This window comes from Aeromonas sp. QDB63 (genome assembly GCF_027707425.1).
GTDB classification, from domain to species: Bacteria; Pseudomonadota; Gammaproteobacteria; order Enterobacterales; family Aeromonadaceae; genus Aeromonas; species Aeromonas caviae.
Window position 1 is genome coordinate 1 of the sequence record NZ_JAPCIS010000040.1, and the last position, 24,903, is coordinate 24,903.

Annotated in this window: 21 protein-coding genes; 17 read left to right on the top strand and 4 right to left on the bottom strand. The window is 64.8% G+C overall.

The annotated features are described in order from the left end of the window. Positions 1-125 precede the first annotated feature (125 nt). Positions 126-1,577 carry an aminoacyl-histidine dipeptidase gene (locus PG879_RS18240; protein ID WP_039040348.1) on the bottom strand — a complete coding sequence of 484 codons (1,452 nt, stop codon included), beginning with the start codon at positions 1,575-1,577 and terminating at the stop codon, positions 126-128. 925 nt (positions 1,578-2,502) lie between these two features. On the opposite strand from PG879_RS18240, the gene gpt reads away from it, so the two are divergent. The 6 genes from gpt (at position 2,503) to PG879_RS18270 (ending at position 8,199) form a co-directional block, all read left to right on the top strand. Next, positions 2,503-2,970 carry a xanthine phosphoribosyltransferase gene (gene gpt, locus PG879_RS18245; RefSeq protein WP_039040347.1) on the top strand — a complete coding sequence of 156 codons (468 nt, stop codon included), beginning with the start codon at positions 2,503-2,505 and terminating at the stop codon, positions 2,968-2,970. Between the two features lie 174 nt (positions 2,971-3,144). Continuing rightward, entirely contained in the window at positions 3,145-4,413 is a 1,269-nt protein-coding gene (gene frsA, locus PG879_RS18250; RefSeq protein ID WP_010675462.1) for an esterase FrsA, read from the top strand. A gap of 62 nt (positions 4,414-4,475) precedes the next feature. After that, on the top strand, positions 4,476-4,868 hold the full coding sequence (gene crl / locus PG879_RS18255) for a sigma factor-binding protein Crl (protein WP_053288752.1): 393 nt from the start codon (positions 4,476-4,478) through the stop codon (positions 4,866-4,868). A gap of 145 nt (positions 4,869-5,013) precedes the next feature. Then, positions 5,014-6,117: a glutamate 5-kinase gene (gene proB / locus PG879_RS18260; RefSeq protein ID WP_048207022.1), complete on the top strand. Its 1,104-nt coding sequence runs from the start codon at positions 5,014-5,016 to the stop codon at positions 6,115-6,117. Between the two features lie 32 nt (positions 6,118-6,149). Beyond that, positions 6,150-7,406, top strand: a complete 1,257-nt coding sequence (locus tag PG879_RS18265) for a glutamate-5-semialdehyde dehydrogenase (protein WP_262512438.1) — start codon at positions 6,150-6,152, stop codon at positions 7,404-7,406. Positions 7,407-7,563: 157 nt separating this feature from the next. After that, the gene (locus PG879_RS18270; RefSeq protein WP_113068899.1) at positions 7,564-8,199 is read left to right on the top strand and encodes a murein L,D-transpeptidase catalytic domain family protein; all 636 of its coding nucleotides are present in this window, start codon (positions 7,564-7,566) and stop codon (positions 8,197-8,199) included. A 169-nt stretch (positions 8,200-8,368) separates the two neighbouring features. Here PG879_RS18270 and PG879_RS18275 read toward each other — a convergent pair whose 3' ends face one another. Next, entirely contained in the window at positions 8,369-8,800 is a 432-nt protein-coding gene (locus PG879_RS18275; protein ID WP_113068898.1) for a universal stress protein, read from the bottom strand. Between the two features lie 194 nt (positions 8,801-8,994). On the opposite strand from PG879_RS18275, the gene PG879_RS18280 reads away from it, so the two are divergent. Beyond that, entirely contained in the window at positions 8,995-9,738 is a 744-nt protein-coding gene (locus tag PG879_RS18280) for a substrate-binding periplasmic protein (protein ID WP_109112243.1), read from the top strand. Positions 9,739-9,874: 136 nt separating this feature from the next. Here PG879_RS18280 and PG879_RS18285 read toward each other — a convergent pair whose 3' ends face one another. Beyond that, a complete protein-coding gene (locus PG879_RS18285; protein WP_041212465.1) occupies positions 9,875-10,378 on the bottom strand; it encodes an RNA methyltransferase in 504 nt (167 codons plus the stop codon). Between the two features lie 283 nt (positions 10,379-10,661). Here PG879_RS18285 and PG879_RS18290 point away from each other — a divergent pair, with 283 nt between their 5' ends. From PG879_RS18290 to PG879_RS18335, 10 genes are all read left to right on the top strand, one after another. Next, positions 10,662-13,286: a nitrate reductase gene (locus PG879_RS18290; protein ID WP_270830546.1), complete on the top strand. Its 2,625-nt coding sequence runs from the start codon at positions 10,662-10,664 to the stop codon at positions 13,284-13,286. Positions 13,287-13,314: 28 nt separating this feature from the next. Next, positions 13,315-14,073 (top strand): uroporphyrinogen-III C-methyltransferase, encoded by a 759-nt coding sequence (gene cobA, locus PG879_RS18295; RefSeq protein WP_010675453.1) that lies wholly within the window; start codon positions 13,315-13,317, stop codon positions 14,071-14,073. 125 nt (positions 14,074-14,198) lie between these two features. Beyond that, complete coding sequence (locus PG879_RS18300) at positions 14,199-14,783, top strand: ANTAR domain-containing response regulator (protein WP_010675452.1); 585 nt, start codon at positions 14,199-14,201, stop codon at positions 14,781-14,783. Positions 14,784-15,127: 344 nt separating this feature from the next. Next, positions 15,128-16,483, top strand: a complete 1,356-nt coding sequence (locus PG879_RS18305) for a CmpA/NrtA family ABC transporter substrate-binding protein (RefSeq protein WP_270830547.1) — start codon at positions 15,128-15,130, stop codon at positions 16,481-16,483. Positions 16,484-16,497: 14 nt separating this feature from the next. Next, on the top strand, positions 16,498-17,457 hold the full coding sequence (locus PG879_RS18310) for an ABC transporter permease (protein ID WP_171865679.1): 960 nt from the start codon (positions 16,498-16,500) through the stop codon (positions 17,455-17,457). Between the two features lie 31 nt (positions 17,458-17,488). Beyond that, positions 17,489-18,310, top strand: coding sequence for an ABC transporter ATP-binding protein (locus PG879_RS18315; protein WP_010675449.1), 822 nt, complete (start codon positions 17,489-17,491; stop codon positions 18,308-18,310). Between the two features lie 26 nt (positions 18,311-18,336). Continuing rightward, on the top strand, positions 18,337-20,919 hold the full coding sequence (gene nirB, locus PG879_RS18320) for a nitrite reductase large subunit NirB (protein ID WP_270830548.1): 2,583 nt from the start codon (positions 18,337-18,339) through the stop codon (positions 20,917-20,919). Between the two features lie 47 nt (positions 20,920-20,966). Continuing rightward, a complete protein-coding gene (nirD, locus tag PG879_RS18325) occupies positions 20,967-21,320 on the top strand; it encodes a nitrite reductase small subunit NirD (RefSeq protein ID WP_043154291.1) in 354 nt (117 codons plus the stop codon). A gap of 145 nt (positions 21,321-21,465) precedes the next feature. Continuing rightward, entirely contained in the window at positions 21,466-22,557 is a 1,092-nt protein-coding gene (locus tag PG879_RS18330) for a PfkB family carbohydrate kinase (protein WP_042014421.1), read from the top strand. Further along, positions 22,551-23,459: a pseudouridine-5'-phosphate glycosidase gene (locus tag PG879_RS18335; RefSeq protein WP_039040336.1), complete on the top strand. Its 909-nt coding sequence runs from the start codon at positions 22,551-22,553 to the stop codon at positions 23,457-23,459. Before PG879_RS18330 ends, PG879_RS18335 begins: the two co-directional genes overlap by 7 nt. A 73-nt stretch (positions 23,460-23,532) precedes the next feature. Here the strand turns inward: PG879_RS18335 and PG879_RS18340 are convergent, their stop codons facing one another. Beyond that, positions 23,533-24,258: a carbonic anhydrase gene (locus PG879_RS18340; RefSeq protein WP_039040335.1), complete on the bottom strand. Its 726-nt coding sequence runs from the start codon at positions 24,256-24,258 to the stop codon at positions 23,533-23,535. Positions 24,259-24,903 lie beyond the last annotated feature (645 nt).

The window sequence follows — 24,903 nt, forward strand, 5'->3', positions numbered from 1 at the left end:
GGCGGGAAGTGAATGTACCACGTTGCTTGCATGAGGCGCTGGGGCGCCCCATGCAACACGTAATTGGGACATAGCCAAAAAGATGCCCCGCACGGGGCGGGGCATCGATATGGTCGTGAGCTGGCTTACTTGGCCGGGATATGTTCCAGCACGTGAACCAGCAGTTGCCAGAAACGCTCGACCGCCGGGATGTGTACCTTCTCCCCCGGTGCGTGGGCGCCACGGATGGTCGGGCCGAAGGAGACCATGTCCCAGTCCGGGTAGGCGCTCTTGAACAGACCGCACTCGAGGCCTGCATGGATCACCATGACGTTCGGCATCTCGCCAAACAGGGTCTGGTAGCTGCTACGCACCAGCGCCATGACCGGTGAGTCAACGTTCGGGGCCCAACCCGGGTAGGCGCCGGTGAACTCGCAGCTGGCGCCAGCCAGGGTGAACAGGGAGCGGGTCATCTGCTCGATGTTCTCGCGACCGGAATCGATGAGGGAGCGGATCAGGCACTGCACATAGACTTCCCCCTCGAGTGTCTTGATGACACCCAGGTTGGTGGAGGTCTCGGTCACGCCCGGGATGGCGTCGCTCATGCGCATCACCCCGTTCGGGCAGGCCATCAGGGCATCCAGCAGGCGGCTTTGCAGGGACTCGCTCATGAGCTGGGCCGGTTTCTCCCGGGCGGTGAGCAGCACGGTGAGGTTGGCCTCGGTGGCGGCCAGCTCGCTTTGATAGATGCCGGCGTAGCGGTCTACCAGAGCCTTGAAGTCAGCCACGCTGGCGGCGGGCACCAGCAGGCTGGCGCGGGCCTCGCGGGGGATGGCGTTGCGCAGGGTGCCGCCACTGAGATCGCCAAGGCGCACCCCCAGCGGTTCGGCGGCCTTGAGCAGACGGACCAGCAGCTTGTTGGCGTTGCCGCGGCCGCGATGGATGTCGACCCCGGAGTGGCCGCCGCGCAGGCCCTTGACCTGCAGCTCGAAACCTTCGCCCTCGGTGGCAGCGACCCGCTCCAGGGGGAAGCGGATATTGGCATCGACCCCGCCGGCGCAGCCCATGTAGACCTCGCCATCCTCTTCGGAGTCGGTATTGAGCAGGATCTCGCCCTCCAGCCAGCCCGCTTCCAGACCGAAGGCGCCGGTCATGCCGGTCTCCTCGTCGGTGGTCAGCAGCACTTCCAGCGGGCCGTGCTTGATGGTCTTGTCGGCCAGCACGGCCAGGCAGCCCGCCATGCCCATGCCGTTGTCGGCACCCAGGGTGGTACCACGGGCGGTGACCCATTCGCCATCGATGTAGGCATCGATGGGATCGGTGGTGAAGTCGTGCTGGGTGTCGGCGTTGGCCTGGGGCACCATGTCGATGTGGGCTTGCAGCACCACGGCCTTGCGGTTTTCCATCCCCGGCGTGGCCGGTTTCTTGATGATGATGTTGCCGACGGCATCTTGCTTGACCGCCAGGCCTTCTCCCTGGGCCCACGCCACGATCCAGGCGCTCAGTTGGGCTTCGTGCTTGGAGGGGTGGGGGATGGAGCAGATCTGCTCGAAGAATTGCCAAATCAACTTGGGAGACAGAGAACTGAGCTGTGCCACGTCGGGACTCCTTACCAGCATGGAAAATGTCGGGCCCCACTCTGCGGGCCGGGGAAGAGGATAACGATAATACAGTCAATCACGCAAAAATGTGAGCGATCAGCGCAAATGACGCTCTGCTTGTGCTGGGAAAGGGAGCATGGATGGCGAACTTCACTGCCTGCCTTATTCGTGTCAGCACAACATCAACTTTGTGATGCTGGTCACAAAATATTGTCTTTTTGGCGCCGGGTGGTAAATTAGCCGCCGTGGCCAGCCCACTTGTCAGGATGACAATCAATGCCTCCAGGGAACCGAAGCAAAGCAAGTGCGCCTCCATGGAACCGAGTGTCAGTTCAAGGATGTGAACCCGCATTAAGGTACGTAACTTGTTAAGCAATCAGGAGTTTATGATGTCAGGCAGCAATTCAACCTATTGGTTTGCCCAATCTCTCTATACCCAGGGCTTCAACTACCCGAATCCCTACGCCACCCGCCGTTAAGGCTCGCAGGCGTCACAGGTAACAGCAGCAGGTGTGTGAGGATCCTCTCCTCCCCCTGCTATTTTTTTGCCCGAATGTCATGAGGTGTGTGTCGAACGGCTACCATTTCGGTGTCGCCGGAGCCCTCCCAAAAGGGCGACAGAGCGGAAGATGGCGGACATTTCCTGTTTTTCGCATACGTTTGCCGCTCAATTTATCCATAAAGAGTGCTATCATACCGGCCCAACAGCCGGCCCGAGATCGGGAGTCCACCCGAGATGGCCGCCAGCTACATCCCATCCCTGTTCGCATTGCATCCGTTTTTGCCGCCGAGGCGTCAGCCCCGAGGCCGAAAAAGTGCAAGCAAAATTCGGGAAACGGGGTGCCAGAATTGACCTGAACCCGTCTCTTTGCCGGGTTTCACCTCATAAGTGATTGCTTTATAACTCGTTGAGATCGATAGCATGCCAAAAAAGTTCTATGTATCGTGGGATAACCTGCAACGCGAAGCGCGCCGTCTGGCCCGTCGTCAACTGCCTGTCAGCCAGTGGAAAGGGATCATCGCCGTCAGCCGCGGTGGTCTGGTGCCTGCGGCCCTGATGGCCCGCGAACTTGGCATTCGCAATGTCGAAACCCTCTGCATCTCCAGCTATGACCACGACAACCAGCGCGAGCTGGTGGTGGTGAAGGCTGCCACCACCGCAGGTGACGGCGAAGGCTGGCTGGTGGTGGACGATCTGGTGGACACCGGCGGCACCGCCAAGGCGATCCGCGAGCTCTACCCCAGAGCCAAGTTCATCACCATCTTCGCCAAGCCCATGGGCGAACCCCTGGTGGATGACTTCGAAGTCGCCATTCCGCAGGATACCTGGATTGAACAGCCCTGGGACATGGCGCTGGAGTTCGCCAAGCCGATCTGCGACGAAGCGTAATCGCCCCACCGGTCGCGACCAGTGACTCCCCGGCATTCGGAAGCGGACTGATCCGTCGTGATGCAAGGTTGACCACATTGAGCCCCTTTTGGGGCTCAATGCGTTTCTGGTGTGGCTGCTCGATGTGAAAAGTGGTTAAGATGGGACATTGTTTGAGACAGAAGAGCCACCATTTTGGAACCAAACGACGATACCAATCTGACGGAAAAGCTGTTTACCCGGGTCAAAAAGGTATTGGAAACTTCCGAAGTCTCCAACTCGAGCCCCGTCGACGAGCAAGACAGCGCACTGTCTGACAGCTTCATCGATGGCGCCCTGTCGCCCCGCTGGTATCGCCTGCTGCGCAGACCGACCTGGGCCTGGCAGGGGGCCGATCCCGTCGAGGTGGAGCAGACCCTGGCGCACATCGCCATGGGGCAGGGGGAGCGCAGTCACGAACGCTATCTGGACACCATCAAGGGCTATGTGCCCGGCAACTGGGTCTATGAGTGGAGCCAGCTCGCCGGCCGTTATTTCAATACGGGGCGGACGCTGCTGGGGGAAGGGGATCGCGCCGCGGCGCTGAAGAGCCTGCTCAAGGCCGTGCGCTACTACTCCATCGCAAGCTACCCCCACCTCAAGCACGACGAGCTGGCAGATCAGGCCCAGTTGCTCGGCAACATGGCCTATCGCGAGGCCGGACGCCTGTTCAAGGTGCCCCTCAAGGAGTTGCAGGTCCCGTTTCGGGGCAAGACCATCCAGGGCTACCTGCATCTGCCCACCACCGAGAAACCTGTGCCCCTGGTCATCGTCAGCGGTGGCATCGATTCGCTTCAGGTGGACTTCCTCAACTTCTATTTCAAGTGTCTCGAGCCCCATGGCATCGGGATGCTCTCCCTGGACATGCCGGGCACCGGCTATGCCGAGCACTGGCCCCTGGTGCAGGACACCAGCCGCCTGCACCAGGCGGTGCTCAACTACCTCTCGGAGGTGGCCTGGGTCGATCACCAGCGCATCGCCATGGTGGGGTTCCGCCTCGCCGGCAATGTGGCGGCCCGCCTCGCCTTCGTCGAGCCGTTCAAGCTTCGGACCGTGGTTTGCATCGGTGCCGGCATCAACCAGGTGTTCACCAATCAGGAGATGTTCGCCCGCTGCCCGCGCATGATGCGCGACGGGCTGGCGAACCGGCTGGGGGCGGACGCGGCTCAGTGGGATCTGCTGCGCACCAAGTGTCAGGTCTTCTCCCTCAAGACCCAGGGATTGCTGGGGAGTCGCACTTCCGTGCCGATATTGAGTATCGGGCATAAGAAAGATTTTATTTGTCCCGAGCAGGATGTCCGGGCATTGGCCGCTGCGAGTCGCAACGGCAAGGCGGTGGTGTTTGACAAGCAGCCACTGCTCGAGGTCTATGACGAGGCACTGAAAGAGACGGTAGACTGGCTCAAAAAGCACTTATGTACATGATATAAAACTAAAAATGTAACATCACCATGTGATGGTATGGCTTGTTCAACAGGGAGGTTAGTATGTCGGAAGGAGTGACTTACAAGCGATTGCTGCGGCAGTTCGCGGCCATTGGCCCCTATTTGCGTGAAGACCTGTGCGAGGAGGGCCGATACCGCTTTGACTGCCTGTCCGTCTGCGTCAGCGCCAAGCCTGCCCCGGACAAGCGGGAGTTCTGGGGCTGGTGGCTGGTGCTGGAGCAGGCGGATCACAGCTTCAGCTACCACTATCAGACGGGGTTCTACAACGCGGACGGGGAGTGGATCGACAAGGCGCTGCCCAAGAAGCATCAGGCGGAAGTGGAACGCACCCTGCAACATTTCTACAAGCTCATCAGCGGCAAATTGACCCAGCTGGAGTGCACCCTCTCCCCCGCGAAGCAGGTGACCGCCGAACTGAGCGTGACGGCAGCCTGATCCCCAAGCCCCGCATCTTCCCGGTGCGGGGTACCCCGATGCTTTGTCACCGAGCCCGCAACTGCCTGGCGAGGCTTAATTGCCTTGCAGGGCAGGAGGGCCGTGGGTATAAAGGGATTCCTTACTTTTCTAACCCTTCGTTCCCATGGAAAACAGAACCATAGTCGTCAAACTGGGCACCAGCGTGCTCACCGGGGGATCTGCCCGCCTCAACCGTGCCCACATGGTCGAGCTGGTCAGACAATGTGCCGCCTTGCATCGACACGGGCACCGTGTCGTGCTGGTCACGTCGGGGGCCATCGCCGCCGGTCGTGAGCATCTGGGCCACCCTCCGCTGGCGCCTACCCTGCCGAACAAACAGATGCTGGCGGCGGTGGGTCAGACCCAGCTCATCCGGGTATGGCAGGACCTGTTCAACCTCTACGGGCTGCACATCGGCCAGATGCTGCTGACCCGCGCCGACCTGGAAGACAGGGAGCGCTACCTCAATGCCCGCGACACCCTGCGCACCCTGCTCGATCACCGCATCATCCCCGTCATCAACGAGAACGACGCCGTGGCCACCGCCGAGATCAAGGTGGGGGACAACGACAACCTCTCCGCCCGTGCGGCCATCCTGGCGGATGCGGACTTGCTGGTCCTGCTCACGGATCAGAAGGGGCTCTTCACCGCCGACCCGCGCACCAACCCGGATGCCCAGCTCATCGAAGAGGTGCAGACCATAGACGACACTCTGCGCTCCCTTGCCGGTGACAGCGTGAGCGGCCTTGGCACCGGTGGCATGGCCACCAAGTTGCAGGCCGCCGACGTGGCACGCCGCGCCGGGGTGGACGTTGTGATTGCCACCGGCCAGATCCCGGAAGTGATCGGCCGCCTCGCCGCCGGGGAGCGGGTGGGGACCCTGTTCCCGGCCCTGGCATCCCCCCTGGAAGGGCGCAAGAGCTGGATCCTGGCAGGGCCCCCTCCTCACGGCGAAGTGCAGGTGGATCAGGGGGCCGTGGCCGCCATGCAGGAGAAGGGCTCCAGCCTGCTGCCCAAGGGCATCGTCGCAGTGAAGGGAGATTTCGTGCGTGGCGACGTGGTGCGAATCCTGGATCCCAAGGGGAGTGAGCTGGCTCGCGGCATTTGCCGTTACGACCATCTGGAGCTGGATCGGCTGCGGGGTGTCCACTCGGATCAGATTGAACAGGTATTGGGTTACGGCTATGGGGCCGTAGCCATCCACCGTGATGACATGGTGCTGCTCTGAACAGGGTGGCACCGCATGAACAAAAGGGAACTGTGATGAGTCTGGAGAAAATGGGGCAGGCGGCCCGTGAAGCCGCCTATCAACTGGCCACCGTCAGCACGGCACAGAAGAACCGGGCGCTGGCGGCCATCGCCGATGAACTGGAAGCACGCAGTGCCCAGATCCTGGCGGCCAACGAGAAAGACATTGCCGCCGGGCGCGAGGCGGGGCTCACGGAAGCCATGCTGGATCGCCTGCTGCTCAACCCGGCGCGCCTTGCCGGCATAGTGGCGGATGTGCGCAAGGTGATCACCCTGGACGATCCGGTCGGGGCCGAAATCGACAGCCGGGTGCTGGAGAATGGCCTGCGCCTCTCCCGTCGCCGGGTGCCCATCGGGGTCATCGGCGTCATCTACGAGGCGCGCCCCAATGTCACCATCGACATCGCCAGCCTCTGCCTCAAGACCGGCAACGCCAGCATTCTGCGCGGTGGTCGCGAGACCTTCCACTCCAACCTGGAGCTGGTGCGGGTGATCCAGCATGCCCTGGCGGCGTCCGGCCTGCCCGAGGCGGCGGTGCAGTACATCGACAACCCGGACAGGGCGCTGGTGGCCGAGTTGCTGCGCCTCGACCGCTACGTGGACATGATCATCCCCCGCGGTGGCGCGGGTCTTCACAAGATGTGCAAGGAGAACAGCTCCATCCCCGTCATCATCGGCGGGTTCGGTATCAGCCATATCTTCGTGGACGAGAGCGCCGATCTGGCGCGTTCCCTGGCGGTCATCGAGAACGCCAAGGTGCAGCGCCCCTCCGCCTGCAACGCCCTCGATACCCTGCTGGTACACGAGAAGGTGGCGGCCACCTTGCTGCCGCAACTAGTGGCTTTGATGAACGAGCGCAAGGTGACCCTGGTGGGCGCGCCCAATGCCATGGCGCTGCTGGCTGGCAGCGACAACCTGTGCGACGCGGGGCCGGAAGATTTCGACACCGAGTGGCTGGGGCTGACCCTGGGGGTCAAGGTGGTGGCGGACGTCAACGAGGCGCTGGCCCATATGCGCGAGCACAACGCCGGCCACTCCGATGCCATCCTGACCAACTCCCTCGCCAATGCCGAGCGTTTCGTCAACGGGGCCGGTTCGGCGGCGGTCTATGTCAACGCCTCCACCCGCTTCACCGACGGCGGCCAGTTTGGCCTCGGGGCCGAGGTGGCGGTCTCGACCCAGATGCTTCACGCCCGTGGCCCCATGGGGCTGACCGAACTCACCAGCTACAAGTGGGTGGGGCAGGCGGATTATCTCAGCCGTGCCTGATCCAGGCACGCTCAGCAAGCAGGACAATGCCGACTCAGGTCGGCATTTTTGTGCTTTTTTATTGCTCGTAATCAATGGCTTGCATATAACTATCCAGCAGGATGCGGTGTCACCCGGGGCATCAGGCCAGCGACAGCAAGGGGAGCAACTTCAAGGGATGAAGGGACAGGATAGGAGTGCGTGGTGGGGCAGCCTCTGGCTGAGCCTGCCACTGCTGCTGGGGGCGCTCTGTTTTAGCGGCGCCAGCCACGCCAGCTGGGACCAGGATCTCTATCGTCAGCTCGAGCTGGCCGGCAAGCTCGACAGCCGCGTGTTTCGCAAGGCCCTGGACGGTTACCAGAGCGTGCGCCACAAGCGAAAACCCATTCTCACCATCATCGACTACAGCAAGCCCTCGACCATGCGCCGGCTGTTCGTCATCGACGTCAAGCGCCACAAGCTGCTCTACCACACCTGGGTCAGCCACGGCCGCAATTCGGGGGAGCTGGCCGCCCGCCAGTTCTCCAATCAGATGAATTCCCGGCAAAGTTCCCTGGGGGTCTACCGCACCGCCGAGACCTATCAGGGCAAGCACGGTTACTCCCTGCGTCTCGACGGCCTCAGTCCCGGCAAGAACAGCAATGCCCGCAAGCGCGCCATCGTGGTGCACGGGGCGGATTATGCCAGCCCCAGGCATCTGCAGAAGTTTGACAAGCTGGGGCGCAGCTGGGGATGCCCGGCCCTGCCAAGGGAGCAGTCCAGGGCCATTATCGACACCATCAAGGGAGGGAGCGTCATCTATGCCCATGGCTGAGACCCTGCCCGCGAGCCTGCTGCGAGGGCGTCACCAGGACTGGTGGGCGGCGTTCTACCTTGCCGACGACCTCTCGTTATCCCTCGTGCACCGGTTCTGAGATGAGCATCCCATGGCAATGAACAGCAAAAAGGCCAGCATATGCTGGCCTTGGCGCATCAGGCGGGGATTATTTGCGGACCACCAGCACAGGGCAGGGAGCGTGGCGCACCACGGATTCCGCCACGCTGCCCACCAGCAGGTGGGTGATGCCGGAGCGGCCATGGCTGCCCATGACCACGAGATCCACCTTGTCTTCCTTCGCCTGGAGGACGATTTCATCGGCGGCGCGGCCAAAACGGACCTCGAATTTGGCCGGAATGGGCAGGCAGGCGACCAGTTCCTTGAGCTGACACTTGGCCTGGCGTTCCATCTCGTGGGTGATCTCGATGGCCGTCATGTGCAGGATCTTGTAGCTGTCGAAGCCGTGCAGCTGATCCACCACGTGGACCAGTTTGAGCTCGGCCTGGTGGGTGTTGGCCATGAAGACGGCGTAGTCGAGTACCGCTCTGGACATCTCGGAGAAATCGACGGGGCAGAGCAGGGATTTGATGGTTGGCATGAGAATCTCCCCTCAAGTTGGGCTACTAATGAATCTTGTTTGCCATGATACGCTGTGGTGCGACAATAACCCTCGACCCGCTCGCAAAATGGGGAAAATGTCGGCCGGGACTCTGTTTTTCTATGCTATCTGTATGCCTGAACGGGCCGTCCGGCGGTGAGCATCTGCCGAGTGCCATATCACTGAGGATAATCATGGTTCGTCTTTTTCTGTTCTGTTGCCTGCTGATCACCTCGTTCGTGCGGGCAGACACCATACAAGTCTATTGCGACGACTGGCCCGGCTTCTGTCACCGGGACGGCAAGGGGGTCTATCTGGATGTGGTTCGAGCCATCTATGAACCCCTGGGGCACGAGGTGAAGCTTCACATGGTGCCTTACAAACGGGCACTGGCGGTGGTGTCGCAAAAGGAGGGGGACATGGCGATGGGGGTCTATCGGGGAGAGGTGCCCGGGGTCCATCAGCCCGACTACCCCTACTCGGCGGACTACGTGAGCGTGGTGATGCAAAAGCGCTGGCTGCCGCACTGGGCAGGGGAGCACAGCCTCAAGGAGCAGGAGGTGCTCTGGCTGAGGGGGTGGGCCTTTGACAAGTTCATCCCGGAGCCGATGCGCTGGTTCGAGATAGACAGCCACGAGATGGCGCTGCAATTGCTGATCAAGGGGCGTTACCGCTACTACCTGACCGACGGCGCCCTCTACCCCGAAGGCTCCCTTCCCCCCGAGCTGGTACAGGTATTCCTGCGCTGGATCCCGACCTACCCCATCTTCGCCGATACCCCGAAGGGCAGGCAGTTGCACGGGCTCTGGGATCCCGGCATGCGCACCCTGATAAGGCAGGGCAAGCTGGCGGAGATCTATCGGCAGAACAAGCTGTACGACTACTACCAGGACTTTCTCAGGGAGCAGGTGGTGCGGGCGAACAAGCCACAGCCCTAGCTGTCGGGCCTGATGCCGTCATCGGGCCCCTCTTGTCCTGCCTCAGCCCAACCGGTCATAAAGGATGACGTTGACCGAGGCGGTGAGGTGCATGCAGCCTGTCGGTCTGGCCACATAGATAACGTCTTGTCCTGCCTCAGCCTTTGGCTCTGAGCGTCTTGGCCAACCGGTCATAGAGGATGACGTTGACCGAGGCGGCCAGGTTCATGCAACCCTGAGTCGGCACATAGATGACCTCCTTCACCGCCGCGAAGCGGGCGGGTTCCAGGGTGCCATCCTCCGGGCCGAAGATGTAGAAGGCTCTCTCGGGGTGCACGTAATCCGGCAGGGGCGTGGCCCCCTCGATCAGATCCACCAGCACTGGGGTGCAGCCCTCGGGCACGAAGTCCAGCAGCTCCTCGACCCCGAGCAGGGGGATCTTCTCCACCATCTGCTTGGTGTCGGTGACAAAACGGCGTGCCAGCTCGAAGCGCTGCCCTGTGTAGTAGACCTCGTCCGCCCCGTAGCAGCCGGCGGCCCGCATCACGGCGCCCACGTTCTCCGGGGATTTGGGATTGACCAGCCCGATGGCGCAATAGTCCCCTCTCTCCCGGGTATCTGCCCGGTGCTGCCCGGCAGCGCCTTCATCTGACACTTTCATCTCTCTCTCCTGTGTGGCGGCGCATTATACCCCCGGTGGGCCCCTTTCCCAGCGTGCGGGGCGGATTCCCGCAAGGCGGGCCCAACAAGGGGGCGGCTGCACCGTGGCGGCGCAGCCCGACATCCTGATGCGCAATGGCGGCGCCCCTTGCATCCTGGCGCGGGGTTTGCAGTCACTTCCCCATACAAGACGATGAGGCATCCGGACAAAGGCGTCCGTCCCCGCAGGGGGGCGGACGCTTTTTTATGGGCCCCTCGTCAGACACATGACAAGGAGCAAGGGAATGAAGACCACCTGTGCCTATTGCGGAGTGGGGTGCGGCATCCGGCTGAGCCGGGAGGGAGACAACTGGCAGTTGCAGGGGGATGAGCAGCATCCGGCCAACGGCGGTGCCCTGTGCGTCAAGGGGGCCAGCCTGCTGGAGAGCCTGGCCTTTCCCGATCGCCTGCTCTATCCGCGCTGGATGGGGCAGCGCATCGGCTGGGAGGAGGCCCTGGACACCCTGGCGGAGCGTTTTGCCGCCATCCTGGCCGAGTCCGGGCCGGGTGCCATCGGCATCTATCTGTCGGGCCAGCTCACCACCGAGGATTACTACGTCGCCAACAAGCTGATGAAGGGGTATCTGGGCAGTGCCAACGTGGACACCAACTCCCGGCTCTGCATGTCGTCGGCGGTGGTGGCCCACCAGCGCGCCTTCGGGGAGGATCTGGTGCCCGCTTGCTACGAGGATCTCGAGCTCGCCGATCTGGTGGTGCTCACCGGTGCCAACACCGCCTGGACCCATCCCGTGCTGTTTCGCCGCCTGCAGCAGGCCAGGGTGCGGCGCCCCGAGCTCAGGCTGGTGGTGCTGGATCCCCGCCGCACCATGACGGCGGAGCAGGGGGATCTGCACCTGGCGCTCAAACCCGGCAGCGACGTGACGCTCTGGAACGGCCTGTGCCGCTACCTGCTCGATGTCGATGGCTGGGACAAGGCCTATGTGGCGCAGCACGTGAGCGGCTTCGAGGCGTTGGCGGCGGCGCTGGACGACCCCGCCTGGCAACTGGACGAGGTGGCCCGCAGCTGCGGCCTCTCCCGCAGCGATCTGCTCGGTTTCTACCAGCTCTTTGCCCGTACCCCCAAGACCGTCACCCTGTTCTGCCAGGGGATCAACCAGTCCAACCAGGGGGTAGACAAGGCCAACGCCATCATCAACGCCCACCTGATGTGCGGTCGCATCGGCAAGCCGGGGGCGGCTCCCTTCTCCATGACGGGGCAACCCAACGCCATGGGAGGGCGTGAGGTGGGAGGGCTCGCGACCCAGCTCGCCGCCCACATGGGCTTTGGCGAGGCCGAGTGCGATCGGGTACAGCGCTTCTGGGGAAGCCCGACCATGGTGCGCGGGCCGGGGCACAAGGCCGTCGAGCTGTTCGAGGCAGTGCACCGGGGGGAGATCCGCGCGCTCTGGGTGCTCGGCACCAACCCGGCGGTCTCCCTGCCGGACGGCAACCGGGTGCGCGAGGCCCTGAGCCGCTGCGAGCTGCTGGTGGTCTCCGAGGTAACGGCCAACACCGACACGGCGCGCCTCGCCCACCTGCTGTTGCCTGCCGCCGCCTGGGGGGAGAAGAGCGGCACCGTCACCAACTCCGAGCGCACCATCAGCCGCCAGCGCGCCTTCCTGCCCCTGCCGGGGGAGGCCAGGCCCGACTGGTGGGCCCTGACCCGGCTCGCCCGTCGGCTCGGCTTTGGCGAGGGGTTCGCATATGAGCACGAGCACGAGATCTTCTGCGAGCATGCCGCCCTCTCCGGGTTTGAGAACGACGGATCCCGCCAGTTCGACATCTCCGGGCTGGCGGGTCTCACCCGTGCCGAATTCGAGGCCCTTTCTCCCCTGCGCTGGCCCGTCAACGCTGACTGGCCCCAGGGGAGGGCCCGCCTGTTCGAGGATGGGCGCTTTGCCACCCCGGATGGCCGGGCCCGCCTGCTGGCCCTGGCCCAGCGCTTCCCCGAGCAGCCAGAAACGCTCCCGCTTGCAGGGGCTGTCTCCCTGCTCCTCAACAGTGGCCGCCTGCGGGATCAGTGGCACACCATGACCCGCACCGGCCACGTGCCCCGGTTGCAGGAGGCCGAGCCCTGGCCCAGGGTGCGAATGGGGGCCGCCAGCCTGCTGGCGCTTGGCGTGAAGGAGGGGGATATGGTGCGCCTTTGCAACGGGCTCGGGGAGGCGCTGCTGCTGGTGGGGCTGGATGAGGGGCTCAGGGAGGGGGAGGCCTTTCTGCCCATGCACTGGACCGACAGCCAGTGCAGCCAGGGGGCGGTCAACCGCCTCATCGCCCCCGTGGTGGATCCCCTTTCCGGCCAGCCGATGTTCAAACAGGGGCGGGTGCAGGCCAGGGCGCAGCTCACCCGCTGGCAAGGGCTCTGGTGTGGCCGGGGTGAGTGGCGCGAGCCGGTGGACTGGTGGGCCAGGCGCCCCCTGCCCGAGGGTAACTGCACCCTGCTGGCCTCCTGGTCAGAGAGCACAGAGAGCCTGTGGCAACGGCTGGGGGCCGAGGGGCACTGGCTCAGGCTGCCCATGAAGGAGGGGTGGCTGGCCGTGGCCCTGGCAGGGGATCGCATCGAGGGCATCTTGCTGGTGGGGGGGCGGCGCCCGGACATCAAGGTCGACCTGCTGGCCAGTCTGCTCGGCACGCCGCTCCAGGCGGGGGCCCTGAGCCAGACCCTGAGCCAGGCCCTGGCCGGGGAGAGCCGGCTGGTCTGCTCCTGCCTGCGGGTCTCGGAGCAGCGCATCGTCGATGCTATCACCCGGCAGGGGGTGAGCGAGTTGGCGGGGCTGCAGGCCCTGCTCGGCTGTGGCAGCAACTGCGGCACCTGTCTGCCCGAAATCGACAAGCTGTTGATCAAACATGTTTTCCTGGCATCCGCTTAGTGCGGTGCCAGGACACAAGGAGCCTGAGATGAGCCAAATCAGTCTGGTGGGAGCGGGCCCCGGGCCCCTCGAATTGTTGACCCTGCGCGCCCTGCACCGTCTGGAGGCGGCAGAGGTCGTGGTCTATGACCGCCTGGTGGGGAGCGAGATCCTGGCCCGCATTCCCCACGGGGCGGCCCGCTTCGACGTGGGCAAGCGCTGCGGTGAGCCGAGCCCGACCCAGGAGGAGATCAACGCCCTGCTGCTGGCCCTGGCCCGCACGGGCAAGCGGGTGGTGCGCCTCAAGGGAGGGGATCCCCTGGTGTTCGGGCGCGGTGGCGAGGAGGCGCTGCACCTGGCCCGGCACGGCATCGAGGCCGAGCTGGTGCCGGGGATCACGGCGGCCCTGGGCTGCGCCGCCAGCAGCTTCATTCCCCTGACCCACAGGGGGCTGGCCCGCTCCCTGACCCTGGTGACGGGGCACCTGATGGACGAGCGCGACTATCAGGGCTGGCAGGGGCTGACCCGGGCGGGCCACACCCTGGTGTTCTACATGGGGCTGGAGCGGGCGGCCCGCATTCGGGAAGGGATGTTGAGGGCGGGGGCCCCGGGCGCGCTGCCGGTGGCCCTGGTGGTGGCTGGCTGCAGCCCCCGCCAGCAGGTGCACGAGGCCACGCTCGATGGCCTGGAGCAGGCCGCCCGTGCCCTGCTGGGCCAGAGCCCGGTGCTGATCATCATGGGGGAGGTGGTGCGGCTGCGCGCCGAGCTGCAGGGGCTGCTGACGGAGGCCCTGGAACGGGTCGCCTGAGGGGCGATTGTCCCTCTACCCCCACTACCTCCTGATAGATAAAAAGGAGGTAGATTCAAAGAGTTGGCCTTCATGTTGCGGCATTTTCGCCAGACAGAACGCGATCGTCGCCGACAAGGAGCGCCATGACCACTTTTTCCACCCGGGGCCAGGACGGCCCCGCTTCCCGGCTGTTGATCCACGCCGATGACCCGGGCCAGGCGAACCGCCTGGCCCTGCTGGTCAGTCACTACGGCCATCAGCCCGGGATCCTCGATACCCGCCAGTTGCTGACGCCGACGCAGAGGGGGGATGCCCTGCTCGTCAGTTGCCGCCAGTTCAGCGCCGAGGTACGCCTTGGCCTCTCCCTTTGGCCCGACATGCCGCGCCTCTTGTTCTGCGAGCGGCTGGGGGGCGATACCCAGCTCGCCCTGTTGCAGCAGGGGGTGTTGCTGGTGCCCCACCCTTGCGGCGAGCGTGAGCCGGTGGAGCAGTGGCTGCGTCTGGCCCGCAGTCAGCTCGCCATGGTGCAGGCCCTGATGCAGACCGAGAGCGAGCTGCGCCAGAAGCTGGAGGATAGGCGGCTCATCGAGCAGGCCAAGGGACGCCTGATGCGCCATCAGGGGCTGGACGAGGACGAGGCCTATCGCCTGATGCGCAGCACCGCCATGAGCCGTCACCTGAGCCTGGGGGAGCTGGCGCGGCAACTGCTGCAGGCTTTGCCCGCCTGAGCGCTCCCGTGGCCAACCGTTTTGGTGCAACTGCGCCTAATTGAGGCAAATTTGAGGGAGGATCAGGGCACCACAGACCGCAAAGGGCCGCCTGATGCACCCTGGACGAGCTGGCACGGAAAGTGAATAACAAAAACACGATAGCAATGAAGTAACGATGCGCAGTGAGGGGCCGATCAGGCCACTCACCCGCAACAGGGCAAAGAAGCCCCGCCGATCCCGGATCGGCGGGGCTTTTTTTTGGTCGCGACGCACCTTGGGTCGCAGCGCTGCAACGAGGTGGCACTGCGATTCCAGGCAGCCTGGCGCCATGGCCCTGACCCGGAACCGAGGGAGGAGATGCAATGAACGGACGACAAGGATGTGCGGGACTGCTGCTGGCGGCGTTGTCGCTGCCGGTGCTGGCACTGGGAGCCCCGGAGCAGGAGGAGCTCAGGCTCGGCTTCATCAAGCTGACCGACATGGCGCCGCTGGCGGTGGCCTACGAGCGTGGCTATTTCGAGGATGAGGGACTCTACGTCACCCTCGAAGCCCAGGCGAACTGGAAGATCCTGCTGGATCGGGTAATAGACGGCGAGCTGGACGGCGCCCAGATGCTGGCGGGCCAGCCCCTGGCGGCCCACATCGGCATCGGCACCCAGGCCGAGCTGGTGACGGCGTTTGCCATGGATCTCAACGGCAACGCCATCACGGTGGCCAACAGCGTCTGGGCCGCCATGGCGCCCCAGTTGCCCAGGCCGCAGGCGGGCCAGGTGCCGCCCCCGGTGAGCGCCGCCGCCCTCAAGCCCGTGGTGGCGGAGTACCGCCAGGCGGGCAAGCCCTTCAACATGGGGATGGTGTTCCCCGTCTCCCCCCACAACTACGAGCTCAGGTACTGGCTGGCCGCAGGCGGCCTGCACCCCGGCTTCTATGCGCCCACACTCGGCGACAACTCGGGCCAGCGTCAGGCGGACGTGCTGCTGTCGGTGACACCGCCGCCCCAGATGCCCGCCACCCTGGAGGCGGGCACTATCGCCGGCTACAGCGTGGGTGAGCCCTGGAACCAGCAGGCGGTCGCCAGGGGCATAGGGGTGCCCGTCATCACGGATAACGAGATCTGGCGCAACAACCCGGAGAAGGTGTTCGGCGTCACCCGGCAGTGGGCCGAGCGTCACCCCAACACCCATGTGCGGCTGGTGAAGGCGCTGCTGCGGGCGGCCTGGTGGCTGGATGCAGACGACAACGGCAACCGGCGCGCGGCGGCCAAGCTGCTGGCCAAACCCGAGTACGTGGGGGCGGACGAGCAGGTGATCGCGAACTCCATGACGGGCACCTTCGAGTACGCCAGGGGAGACAAGCGTCAGGTGCCGGATTTCAACGTCTTCTTCCGCCACCACGCCACCTATCCCTACTACTCCGACGCCATCTGGTACCTGACCCAGATGCGGCGCTGGGGCCAGATCCCCGAAGCCAGACCGGACGCCTGGTTCGAGCAGGTGGCCAAGGCCGTCTATCAACCGGATGTCTATCGCCAGGCCGCCGAGGCCCTCATCGCCGAGGGCAAGCTCAAGGCCAGTGACTTCCCGGACTTTGCCAGCGAGCAGGGCTATCGCGGCCCCCAGGATGGCTTCATCGACGGCCTCATCTACGACGGCCGCCACCCCAACGCCTACCTGCAACAGTTCGCCATCGGCCTCAAGGGCGATGAGCGGGTGCAATGAGCAAGGAGATCCCGATGAAACGACACACATGGCCCCTCATCCATTTAAAAGCCATCAACTGGAAAATCATGGTGCAGCCCCTGCTCGGCGTGCTGCTCTTCCTCGGCCTCTGGCAGTGGGGGGCGAGCCAGGTGCAGACCAGTCTGGGCACCCTGCCGGGGCCGCTCGCCACCGCCAGCCAGCTCTGGTCCCTCGGGCAGGAGCATCTGCAGGAGCGGGAGAAGGCGGCGGCCTTCCTCGAACGCCAACAGGTGCGCAATGCGGCAAGGCTGGCGGAGGATCCGGCGGCCGAGGTGAAGCTGCGCCCCTACACAGGGCGCCCCACCTTCTTCGATCAGATAGCCACCAGCCTGCTCACCGTGCTGTGCGGCTTCGCGCTGGCGACCCTGATCGCCATTCCGTGCGGGGTGCTGCTCGGCATGAATCAGGGGCTCTATCGCGCAGCCAACCCGGTGATCCAGCTGCTCAAGCCGGTCTCCCCCCTGGCCTGGCTGCCCCTCATCACCCTGGTGGTGAGCGCCCTCTACGCCAATCCTGCCCCCTGGCTTGCCAAGTCCTTCCTCACCTCGGCCCTGACGGTGACCCTCTGCTCCCTCTGGCCGACCCTGATCAACACGGCGGTGGGGGTGGCGGGGCTGGATGGGGATCTGCACAACGTCAGCCGAGTGCTGCGCCTCTCTTTTGTGACCCACGTGCGGCGCATCGTGCTGCCCGGGGCCCTGCCCATGATCTTCACCGGGCTGCGGCTCTCCCTGGGGGTGGCCTGGATGGTGCTGATCGCGGCGGAGATGCTGGCCCAGAACCCGGGGCTCGGCAAGTTCGTGTGGGACGAGTTCCAGAGCGGCGGCTCTGCGTCTCTGGCCCGCATCATGGTGGCGGTGATCACCATAGGCCTCATCGGCTGCGCCCTGGACAGGGGCATGCTGGCCCTGCAGCAGTGGTTGTCCTGGGACAAGCGCCAGGTGCTGCGTTAATCACATTTCTATTCAGGCAGGAGAAGAGCCAATGAAGAGTTATCTGGAGATAAGCGACGTCGGCATCTCGTTCGAGACGGAGCAGGGCAGCTTCGAGGCCTTGAGCCGGGTCAACCTGCGCATCGAGAAGGGGGAGTTCGTCTCCCTCATCGGTCACTCGGGCTGCGGCAAGAGCACGGTGCTCAACCTGGTGGCCGGGCTGCTGGAGCCGACCCTGGGGGGCATCATTCTCGATGGTCGCGAGGTGGCGGGCCCGGGGCCCGAGCGGGCCATGGTGTTCCAGAACCACGCCCTGCTGCCCTGGCTCAGCGTCCAGCAGAACGTGGCGCTGGCGGTGGCCCAGGTGGAGTCTGACAAGCGGGCGGTGGCGGAGCGGGTGGACTACTACCTCTCCCTGGTGCAGATGGATCACGCCAGCCAGAAGATGCCCCACGAGCTGTCGGGGGGGATGAAGCAGCGGGTCGGCATCGCCCGCGCCCTCTCGCTCTCCCCCAAGGTGCTGCTGATGGACGAGCCGTTCGGCGCCCTCGATGCCCTGACCCGGGCCCATTTGCAGGACGCGCTGATGGCGATCCAGGCGGAGCTTGGCAACACCGTCATCATGATCACCCACGACGTGGACGAGGCGGTGCTGCTCTCCGATCGCATCGTCATGATGACCAATGGCCCCAGCGCTACCGTCGGGGAGATCCTGACCGTGGACCTGCCAAGGCCCAGAGACAGGGTCGCCCTGGCGGACGATCCCCACTACCACAAGCTGCGCCAGCAGGTGCTGCGCTTCCTCTACGAGAAGCAACGCAAGGTGACCCCCCTCAAGGCAGCCGGGCAGGTGCGCAGCAAGCTGCGCGCCTGAGCCCGCCGGATTCAAGGAAGAGAGACATGACTGACAAAGAGCAACAGTGGGTGACAGAGGACGGCATGGGCCTGCTCGGTCGCCAGAACAGTGGTTCCGCCGAACAGACCGCAAAGCAACGGCTGCTGGTGGTGGGCAACGGCATGGTGGGTCACCACTTCGTCGAACAGCTGGTGGCAGCGGGCGGCCTCGAGCGGTTCGACGTGACGGTGTTTGGCGCCGAGCCTGACGCCGCCTACGACAGGGTGCACCTCTCCGAGGTATTCGGCGGCAAGGCGCCCCAGGCCCTGCGCATGGCCGACCCCGCCTGGTATGAAGAGAGCGGCATTGCGCTGCGGCTGGGGGCCGAGGTGGAGGTGCTCGACCGGGCCACCCGCACCCTGACGCTGGCCAACGGCGAGCAGTTCCCTTACGACCGTCTGGTGCTGGCGACCGGCTCCGTGCCCTTCGTGCCCCCCATCCCCGGTCATCAGCGGGAGGGCTGCTTCGTCTATCGCACCCTGGGAGATCTCGCCGCCATCCGCGATGCCTGCGCCCAGGCCCGCAGCGGCGTGGTCATCGGTGGCGGCCTGCTGGGGCTGGAGGCGGCCAACGCCCTGCGCCTGCTCGGGCTCAAGACCCAGGTGGTGGAGTTCGCCCCTAGGCTGATGCCGGTGCAGCTCGACGAGAGCGGCGGCGCCGTGCTGCGGGACAAGATCCAGGCCCTCGGGGTCGAGGTGCTGGTGGAGAAGGCCACCGAGTGCATCGAGCAGGGGGAGCAGGCCCGTCATCGCCTGCGTTTCAAGGACGGTTCCCACATTGAGACCGACGTGCTGCTGTTCTCCGCCGGTATTCGACCCGCCGACGCCCTGGCCCGGCAATCCGGGCTGGAGGTCGGGGAGCGCGGCGGCATCTGCATCGACGATGGCTGCCACAGTTCGGATCCCGCCATCCTCGCCATCGGCGAGTGCGCGCTCTGGCAGGGCCGCATCTTCGGCCTGGTGGCTCCCGGCTACCAGATGGCCCGGGCCGCCGTGGCCAGTCTGTGCGGCGGCGAGACCCGCTTTATCGGGGCCGACATGTCCACCAAGCTCAAGCTGATGGGGGTGGACGTGGGCTCCATCGGCGATGCCCACGCCAGTACCGCCGGCGCCCAGGAGTTGCTGCTGCTGGACAGGGTCAACGGCATCTACAAGAAGCTGGTGACCGACGGCGAGGGCAACCGCCTGCTCGGCGCCATCCTGGTGGGGGACGGGGCCGATTACGAGCGGCTGCTGCAATACTACCAGAACGGGGTGGCGCTGCCCCAGCCGCCGCTCTCCCTGCTGGTGGGGGAGGTCGGGGCCGCTCCCGCGCCCCTGGTGCTGCCGGACAGCGCCATCCTCTGCTCCTGCCACAACGTCAGCAAGGGGGACGTGGTGGCCGCCGTTCGGGCGGGCAATCACGAGCTGTCGGCGGTGAAGAGCTGCACCAAGGCCGGCACGGGTTGCGGCGGTTGCAGCAACCTGCTCAAGCAAGTGGTGGATCAGACCCTGGCGGATCTTGGCGTCGAGGCGGACAAGGGGTTGTGCGAGCACTTCGCCTACGGCCGTCAGGAGCTCTATCACCTGGCCCGGGTGGGCGAGCTGAAGAGCTTCGAGGCGCTGCGGGACAAGCACGGCCAGGGGCTGGGGTGCGACATCTGCAAGCCGACGGTGGCCTCCATCCTGGCGTCCCTCTGGAACGAGCACGTGCTGGAGAAGCCCCACCGCGCGTTGCAGGATACCAACGACGCCTTCCTTGCGAACCTACAAAAGGACGGCACCTATTCGGTGGTGCCGCGCATCCCGGGGGGGGAGATCACCCCGGAGGGGCTCATCACCATTGGCGAGGTGGCGCGCAAGTACGGCCTCTACACCAAGATCACCGGCGGCCAGCGCATCGATCTCTTCGGCGCCCGGGTCGACCAGCTGCCCGCCATCTGGGGCGAGCTGGTGGCGGCGGGCTTTGAGACCGGTCAGGCCTACGGCAAGTCGGTGCGTACCGTGAAGTCCTGCGTGGGTTCCACCTGGTGTCGTTACGGGGTGCAGGACTCCATGACCCTGACCCAGACCCTGGAGCACCGCTACAAGGGGCTGCGGGCCCCCCACAAGCTGAAGTTTGCGGTCTCAGGCTGCACCCGGGAGTGCGCCGAGGCCCAGAGCAAGGACATCGGCGTCATCGCCACCGAGCGGGGCTGGAACCTCTATGTGTGTGGCAACGGCGGCATGCGGCCGCGCCACGCCGACCTGTTCGCCACGGATCTCGACGAGCAGACCCTGATCCGCTACATCGACCGGCTGCTGATGTTCTATGTGCGCACCGGGGACAGGCTGCAACGTACCTCGGTCTGGATGGAGAACATGGAAGGGGGGCTCGACTACCTAAAGTCGGTGATCATCGAGGACAGGCTCGGCATCGGTGCCGAGCTGGAGACCATGATGGAGGGGATAGTCGGCACCTGGCAGTGCGAGTGGAAGAGCACATTGGCGGATCCGGACAAGCTCAAGCTGTTCGAGGCCTTCGTCAACCGGCCCGAGGACGAGACGCCGCCGCGCCGTGAGGAGCGGGGGCAATGGGTGCCGGATATCGCTATCAAGGAGGTGGTATGAGCGGGGGCAGCGGGTTGCACGCCCGCCATCAGTATCAAGGAGGTGGTATGAAGGATGACAAGGACGATGCACAGCTCTGCGGGCAGTGGCACCGGGTGTGCGAGCTGGCGGCGCTGCCGGAGCAGGCCGGGCGCAGCGCCTGGCTGGAGGGGCGGGTACTGGCGCTGTTTCGCCTCGGGGAGCATGTCTATGCCCTGGACGGGGTGGACCCCCTGGCCGGCGTTGCGGTGCTGGGGCGTGGCCTGGTGGGGGATGCCGGTGGGGAGCCCGTGGTCTCCTCGCCGCTGTACAAGCAGCGCTACGCCCTGATGGACGGTCGCTGTCTGGACGATCCTGCCCTGAGCGTCGCCTGCTGGCCGGTGCGGCTGGAGGGGAGCGAGGTCTGGGTACAGCTGGGGTGAGTGGCCCATCTGAAAACCATGTTTTGATCGCCGGGCACTGCCCGGTGATTTTTTGTGCGCGACCCGACATTTCTTGTACGAGAGGATGGTGGGAAAACGTTTATTCGGAAATAATGGACAAACGTTTGCAACTGGATGTTTGTCTATGACGGAACGTGAGCAAGAGATCCTCGCCCTGCTGCGCCAGGATCCCATGATTGCCCAGCAGGAGCTGGCGGACAGGCTCGGCATCAGCCGCTCCGCGCTGGCGAGCCACATCTCCAGCCTGATGCGCCAGGGCTATGTGCAGGGGCGCGGCTATGTGCTGCGCGAAGGTCCCTACGCCGTGGTGATCGGCGGCGCCAACATGGATATCTGTGGCTGCAGCCACGACAACCTGCGCATCGGCGATTCCAACCCGGGCCGGGTACGCACCTCCGCCGGCGGGGTAGGGCGCAACATCGCCGAGAACCTGGCGCGCCTTGGCACCGACACCCGGCTGCTGACTGCGGTGGGCAACGATCAATACGGCCACCACCTGCTGGAGGTGAGCCAGCGCGCCGGGGTCGACGTGCGCCAGGTGCTGGTACTGGAGGGTCAATCGACCTCCTGCTATCTCAGCCTGCACGATGGCAGCGGCGAGATGAGCTGCGCCGTCAACGACATGGGGATCATCGAGCAGCTCACCCCGGCCCGGCTCACCCCCCTGAGCGGTTTTCTTGGCGCGGCCCGGCTCTGGGTGCTCGACACCAACCTCGCCACCCACACCCTGGACTGGCTGTTCGAGCGCCAGGGGGAGCACATCATCTTCGTGGACACCGTGTCGGTGGCCAAGGTGGAGAAGATCCGCCCCTGGCTGCACCGCATCCACACCCTCAAACCCAATCGCACCGAGGCGGAGCAGCTGTGCGGCTTCACCATCGGCGGGCCCGACACCTGGCCCATGGCGGCGGCCTGGTTCCACCGCGCCGGGGTGCAGCGGCTCTTCCTGAGCCTCGGCGATCAGGGGATCTTCTATAGCGACGGGGCCTGCCAGGGCCATCTGCCCGTGCTCGGCAGCCCGGTCGTCAACGTGACCGGCGGCGGCGATGCCTTCATGGCAGGGCTGGCCCACGCCTGGCTGCAGGAGCAGGGCATCATGGAGACAACCCGGTTCGCCCTCGGTTGCGCCGCCCTCACCGTCAATTGTTCCGATACCGTCTTTTCCGGCCTATCCAAGGCCGCCGTTGAACGCATGCTGGAGGAGTACCCATGTTGAACGCTTACCTCGATATCCAACCTGAAGTTGCCGCCGCGCTGGCTGCCGGCAAGCCGGTGGTGGCCCTGGAGTCCACCATCATCTCCCACGGCATGCCCTATCCGCAGAACGTGGAGACGGCGCGCCAGGTGGAGCAGGTGGTGCGGGACAACGGCGCCGTGCCGGCCACCATCGCCATCATCGATGGCCGCCTCAAGGTGGGTCTGGATGCGGGGGCCCTGGAGGCGCTGGGCCGGGCCGGCCACGCCGCCACCAAGTGCAGCCGCCGCGACATCCCCTTCGTGCTGGCCAACAAGGGGCTGGGGGCGACCACGGTAGCCTCCACCATGATAGTGGCCGCCATGGCCGGGATCCGGGTGTTCGCCACCGGCGGCATCGGCGGCGTGCATCGCGGCGCCCAGGAGACCTTCGACATCTCCGCTGACCTGCAGGAATTTGCCCAGACCCCGGTGGCCGTGGTCTGCGCCGGCGCCAAGTCGATCCTCGACATCGGTCTGACTCTGGAGTACCTGGAGACCCAGGGGGTGCCGGTGATCGGCTACCAGACCGAGGAGCTGCCCGCCTTCTACACCCGGGAGAGCGGCTTCAAGGTGGATTACCGCCTGGAGAGCCCGGCGGCCATCGCCGAGGCACTGCGACTGAAGTGGGAGCTGGGGCTGGCCGGGGGCGCCGTGGTGGCCAACCCGATCCCGACCCAGTTTGCAATGCCCAAGGCCGACATCGACGCCGCCATTGCCCAGGCACTGCGAGAGGCGGACGAGCAGGGGGTGAAGGGCAAGGCGTCCACCCCCTTCCTGCTGGCCCGGGTGTGCGAGCTGACCGGTGGCAACTCCCTGGCGGCCAATATTCAGTTGGTGCTGAACAACGCCGCGCTGGGGGCGCGCATCGCTGCCAGCCTGTAAATACCTTTGCGAAAGATGCAAAAGAGGGCCAACAGGCCCTCTTTTTATTGCGCGAATCGGTGAGATAACCCTCTTATTCCAGCACCAGTCGCCCGTTGAGAGGTTGGACGGGGCGGTTGTTGGGGTGGTGCATCACCGCCTTGAAGGCATCGATCTGGGCCTGGCTGGCCTGGACCGGCTCCTTCATCACCAGCCAGCGCACTCCTTCCGAGCAGGGTGGGGTGGTCAGGGACCCGCTGAAGCGGTAGTAGTCGTGCTGGGCGGGCAGCAGTTGCTCTGCCGAGATGGGTTCCTTGAAGGCATGGATCTCCCCCGCCTTGGCTGGCAACACCTGCCAGGCCTGGCTCAGGGCCCCGTTGGCCTGGCCCGGCTCGAACATCACGGCGACCACCGCCAGCTCCCCCTTGTCATTGGCATGGACCAGGTGACCCTCCAGGGGGTAGGACCTGCCTTCGATGAGGTTTTCGCTGGGGGCGTGGAAGTGGAACTGCTTGAGCTCGAAGTGCATGCCGTCGAGCTCAAGGGTGCTGCCGGGGGCATAGTTGACCTGCACCGTGTGGCCGTTGTTGACCAGCGTCTTGCCACCCGCCTGATAGTGGAACTGCAGGGGGGCCAGATCGGCCTTCACCAGACCCGAGAGGTTGACCGGCGACTGGTTGCTGCCGGCACACTGGCCATATTCCGGGGTCAGGCTGGCCCATTTCGCCGGGCCGGCCTCGCCGCTGTATTCCCAGTGTGTGGTGGCGGCAAAGGCGGCAGGGCAGAGCAGCAGGGCGCCAGCCAGCAGGGACTTTTTCATCATGCATCCTTATCCTGATTGAAAAGCACGGCCATTCCTGGCCTTCCGGCAGGAAGGCCTCGTCAATGGCATCGTTGGAAACGCAGGGTACGCGGTGCCAGACCGGATTAATTGTTATGAAAGGTCTGTCGTCATCGTTATTTGAAGCGTGGCATGAGGCGGCGCCATGATGTATTCCGGCAACGGGGCCCGCTTATTCATGAAGGAGAAATCCTGCGGGCATTTTTGCCATGAACGGCCCCCTTTCATGGTGCCCCAAATAGCTGACGGGCTGATTCTAGAGGGCTTTTCATGGCTCCGTTTGATCTCGAGCAAACAAGCGCGGACTAATTATCGGGCTTGAGGATCCCTTATTTCGCTGGGATTTGTTCGATATTCCCTGACCCGGTCAGGGGCGTGCGTGGCGGGAGCCGGGCGCTGTGCTGACAGAGTGCCTCGGTGTTGACCCCTTATCCCTCTGATAGTGCTGGAGAAATTCCCCCCTCAGCACAGTGGCGGCGGGATGACAATCCCCCGGTTGGCGGCGCCTTGTTTGCGGTTTTACCGTCCTCTTCACATTTCCGGATTGCTCGCTATTTGTGCGATTGCCTTGCTCATCCGACCTGGTGTCAAATCACTCCGCCTAACACAAGGAGTGGCATAATA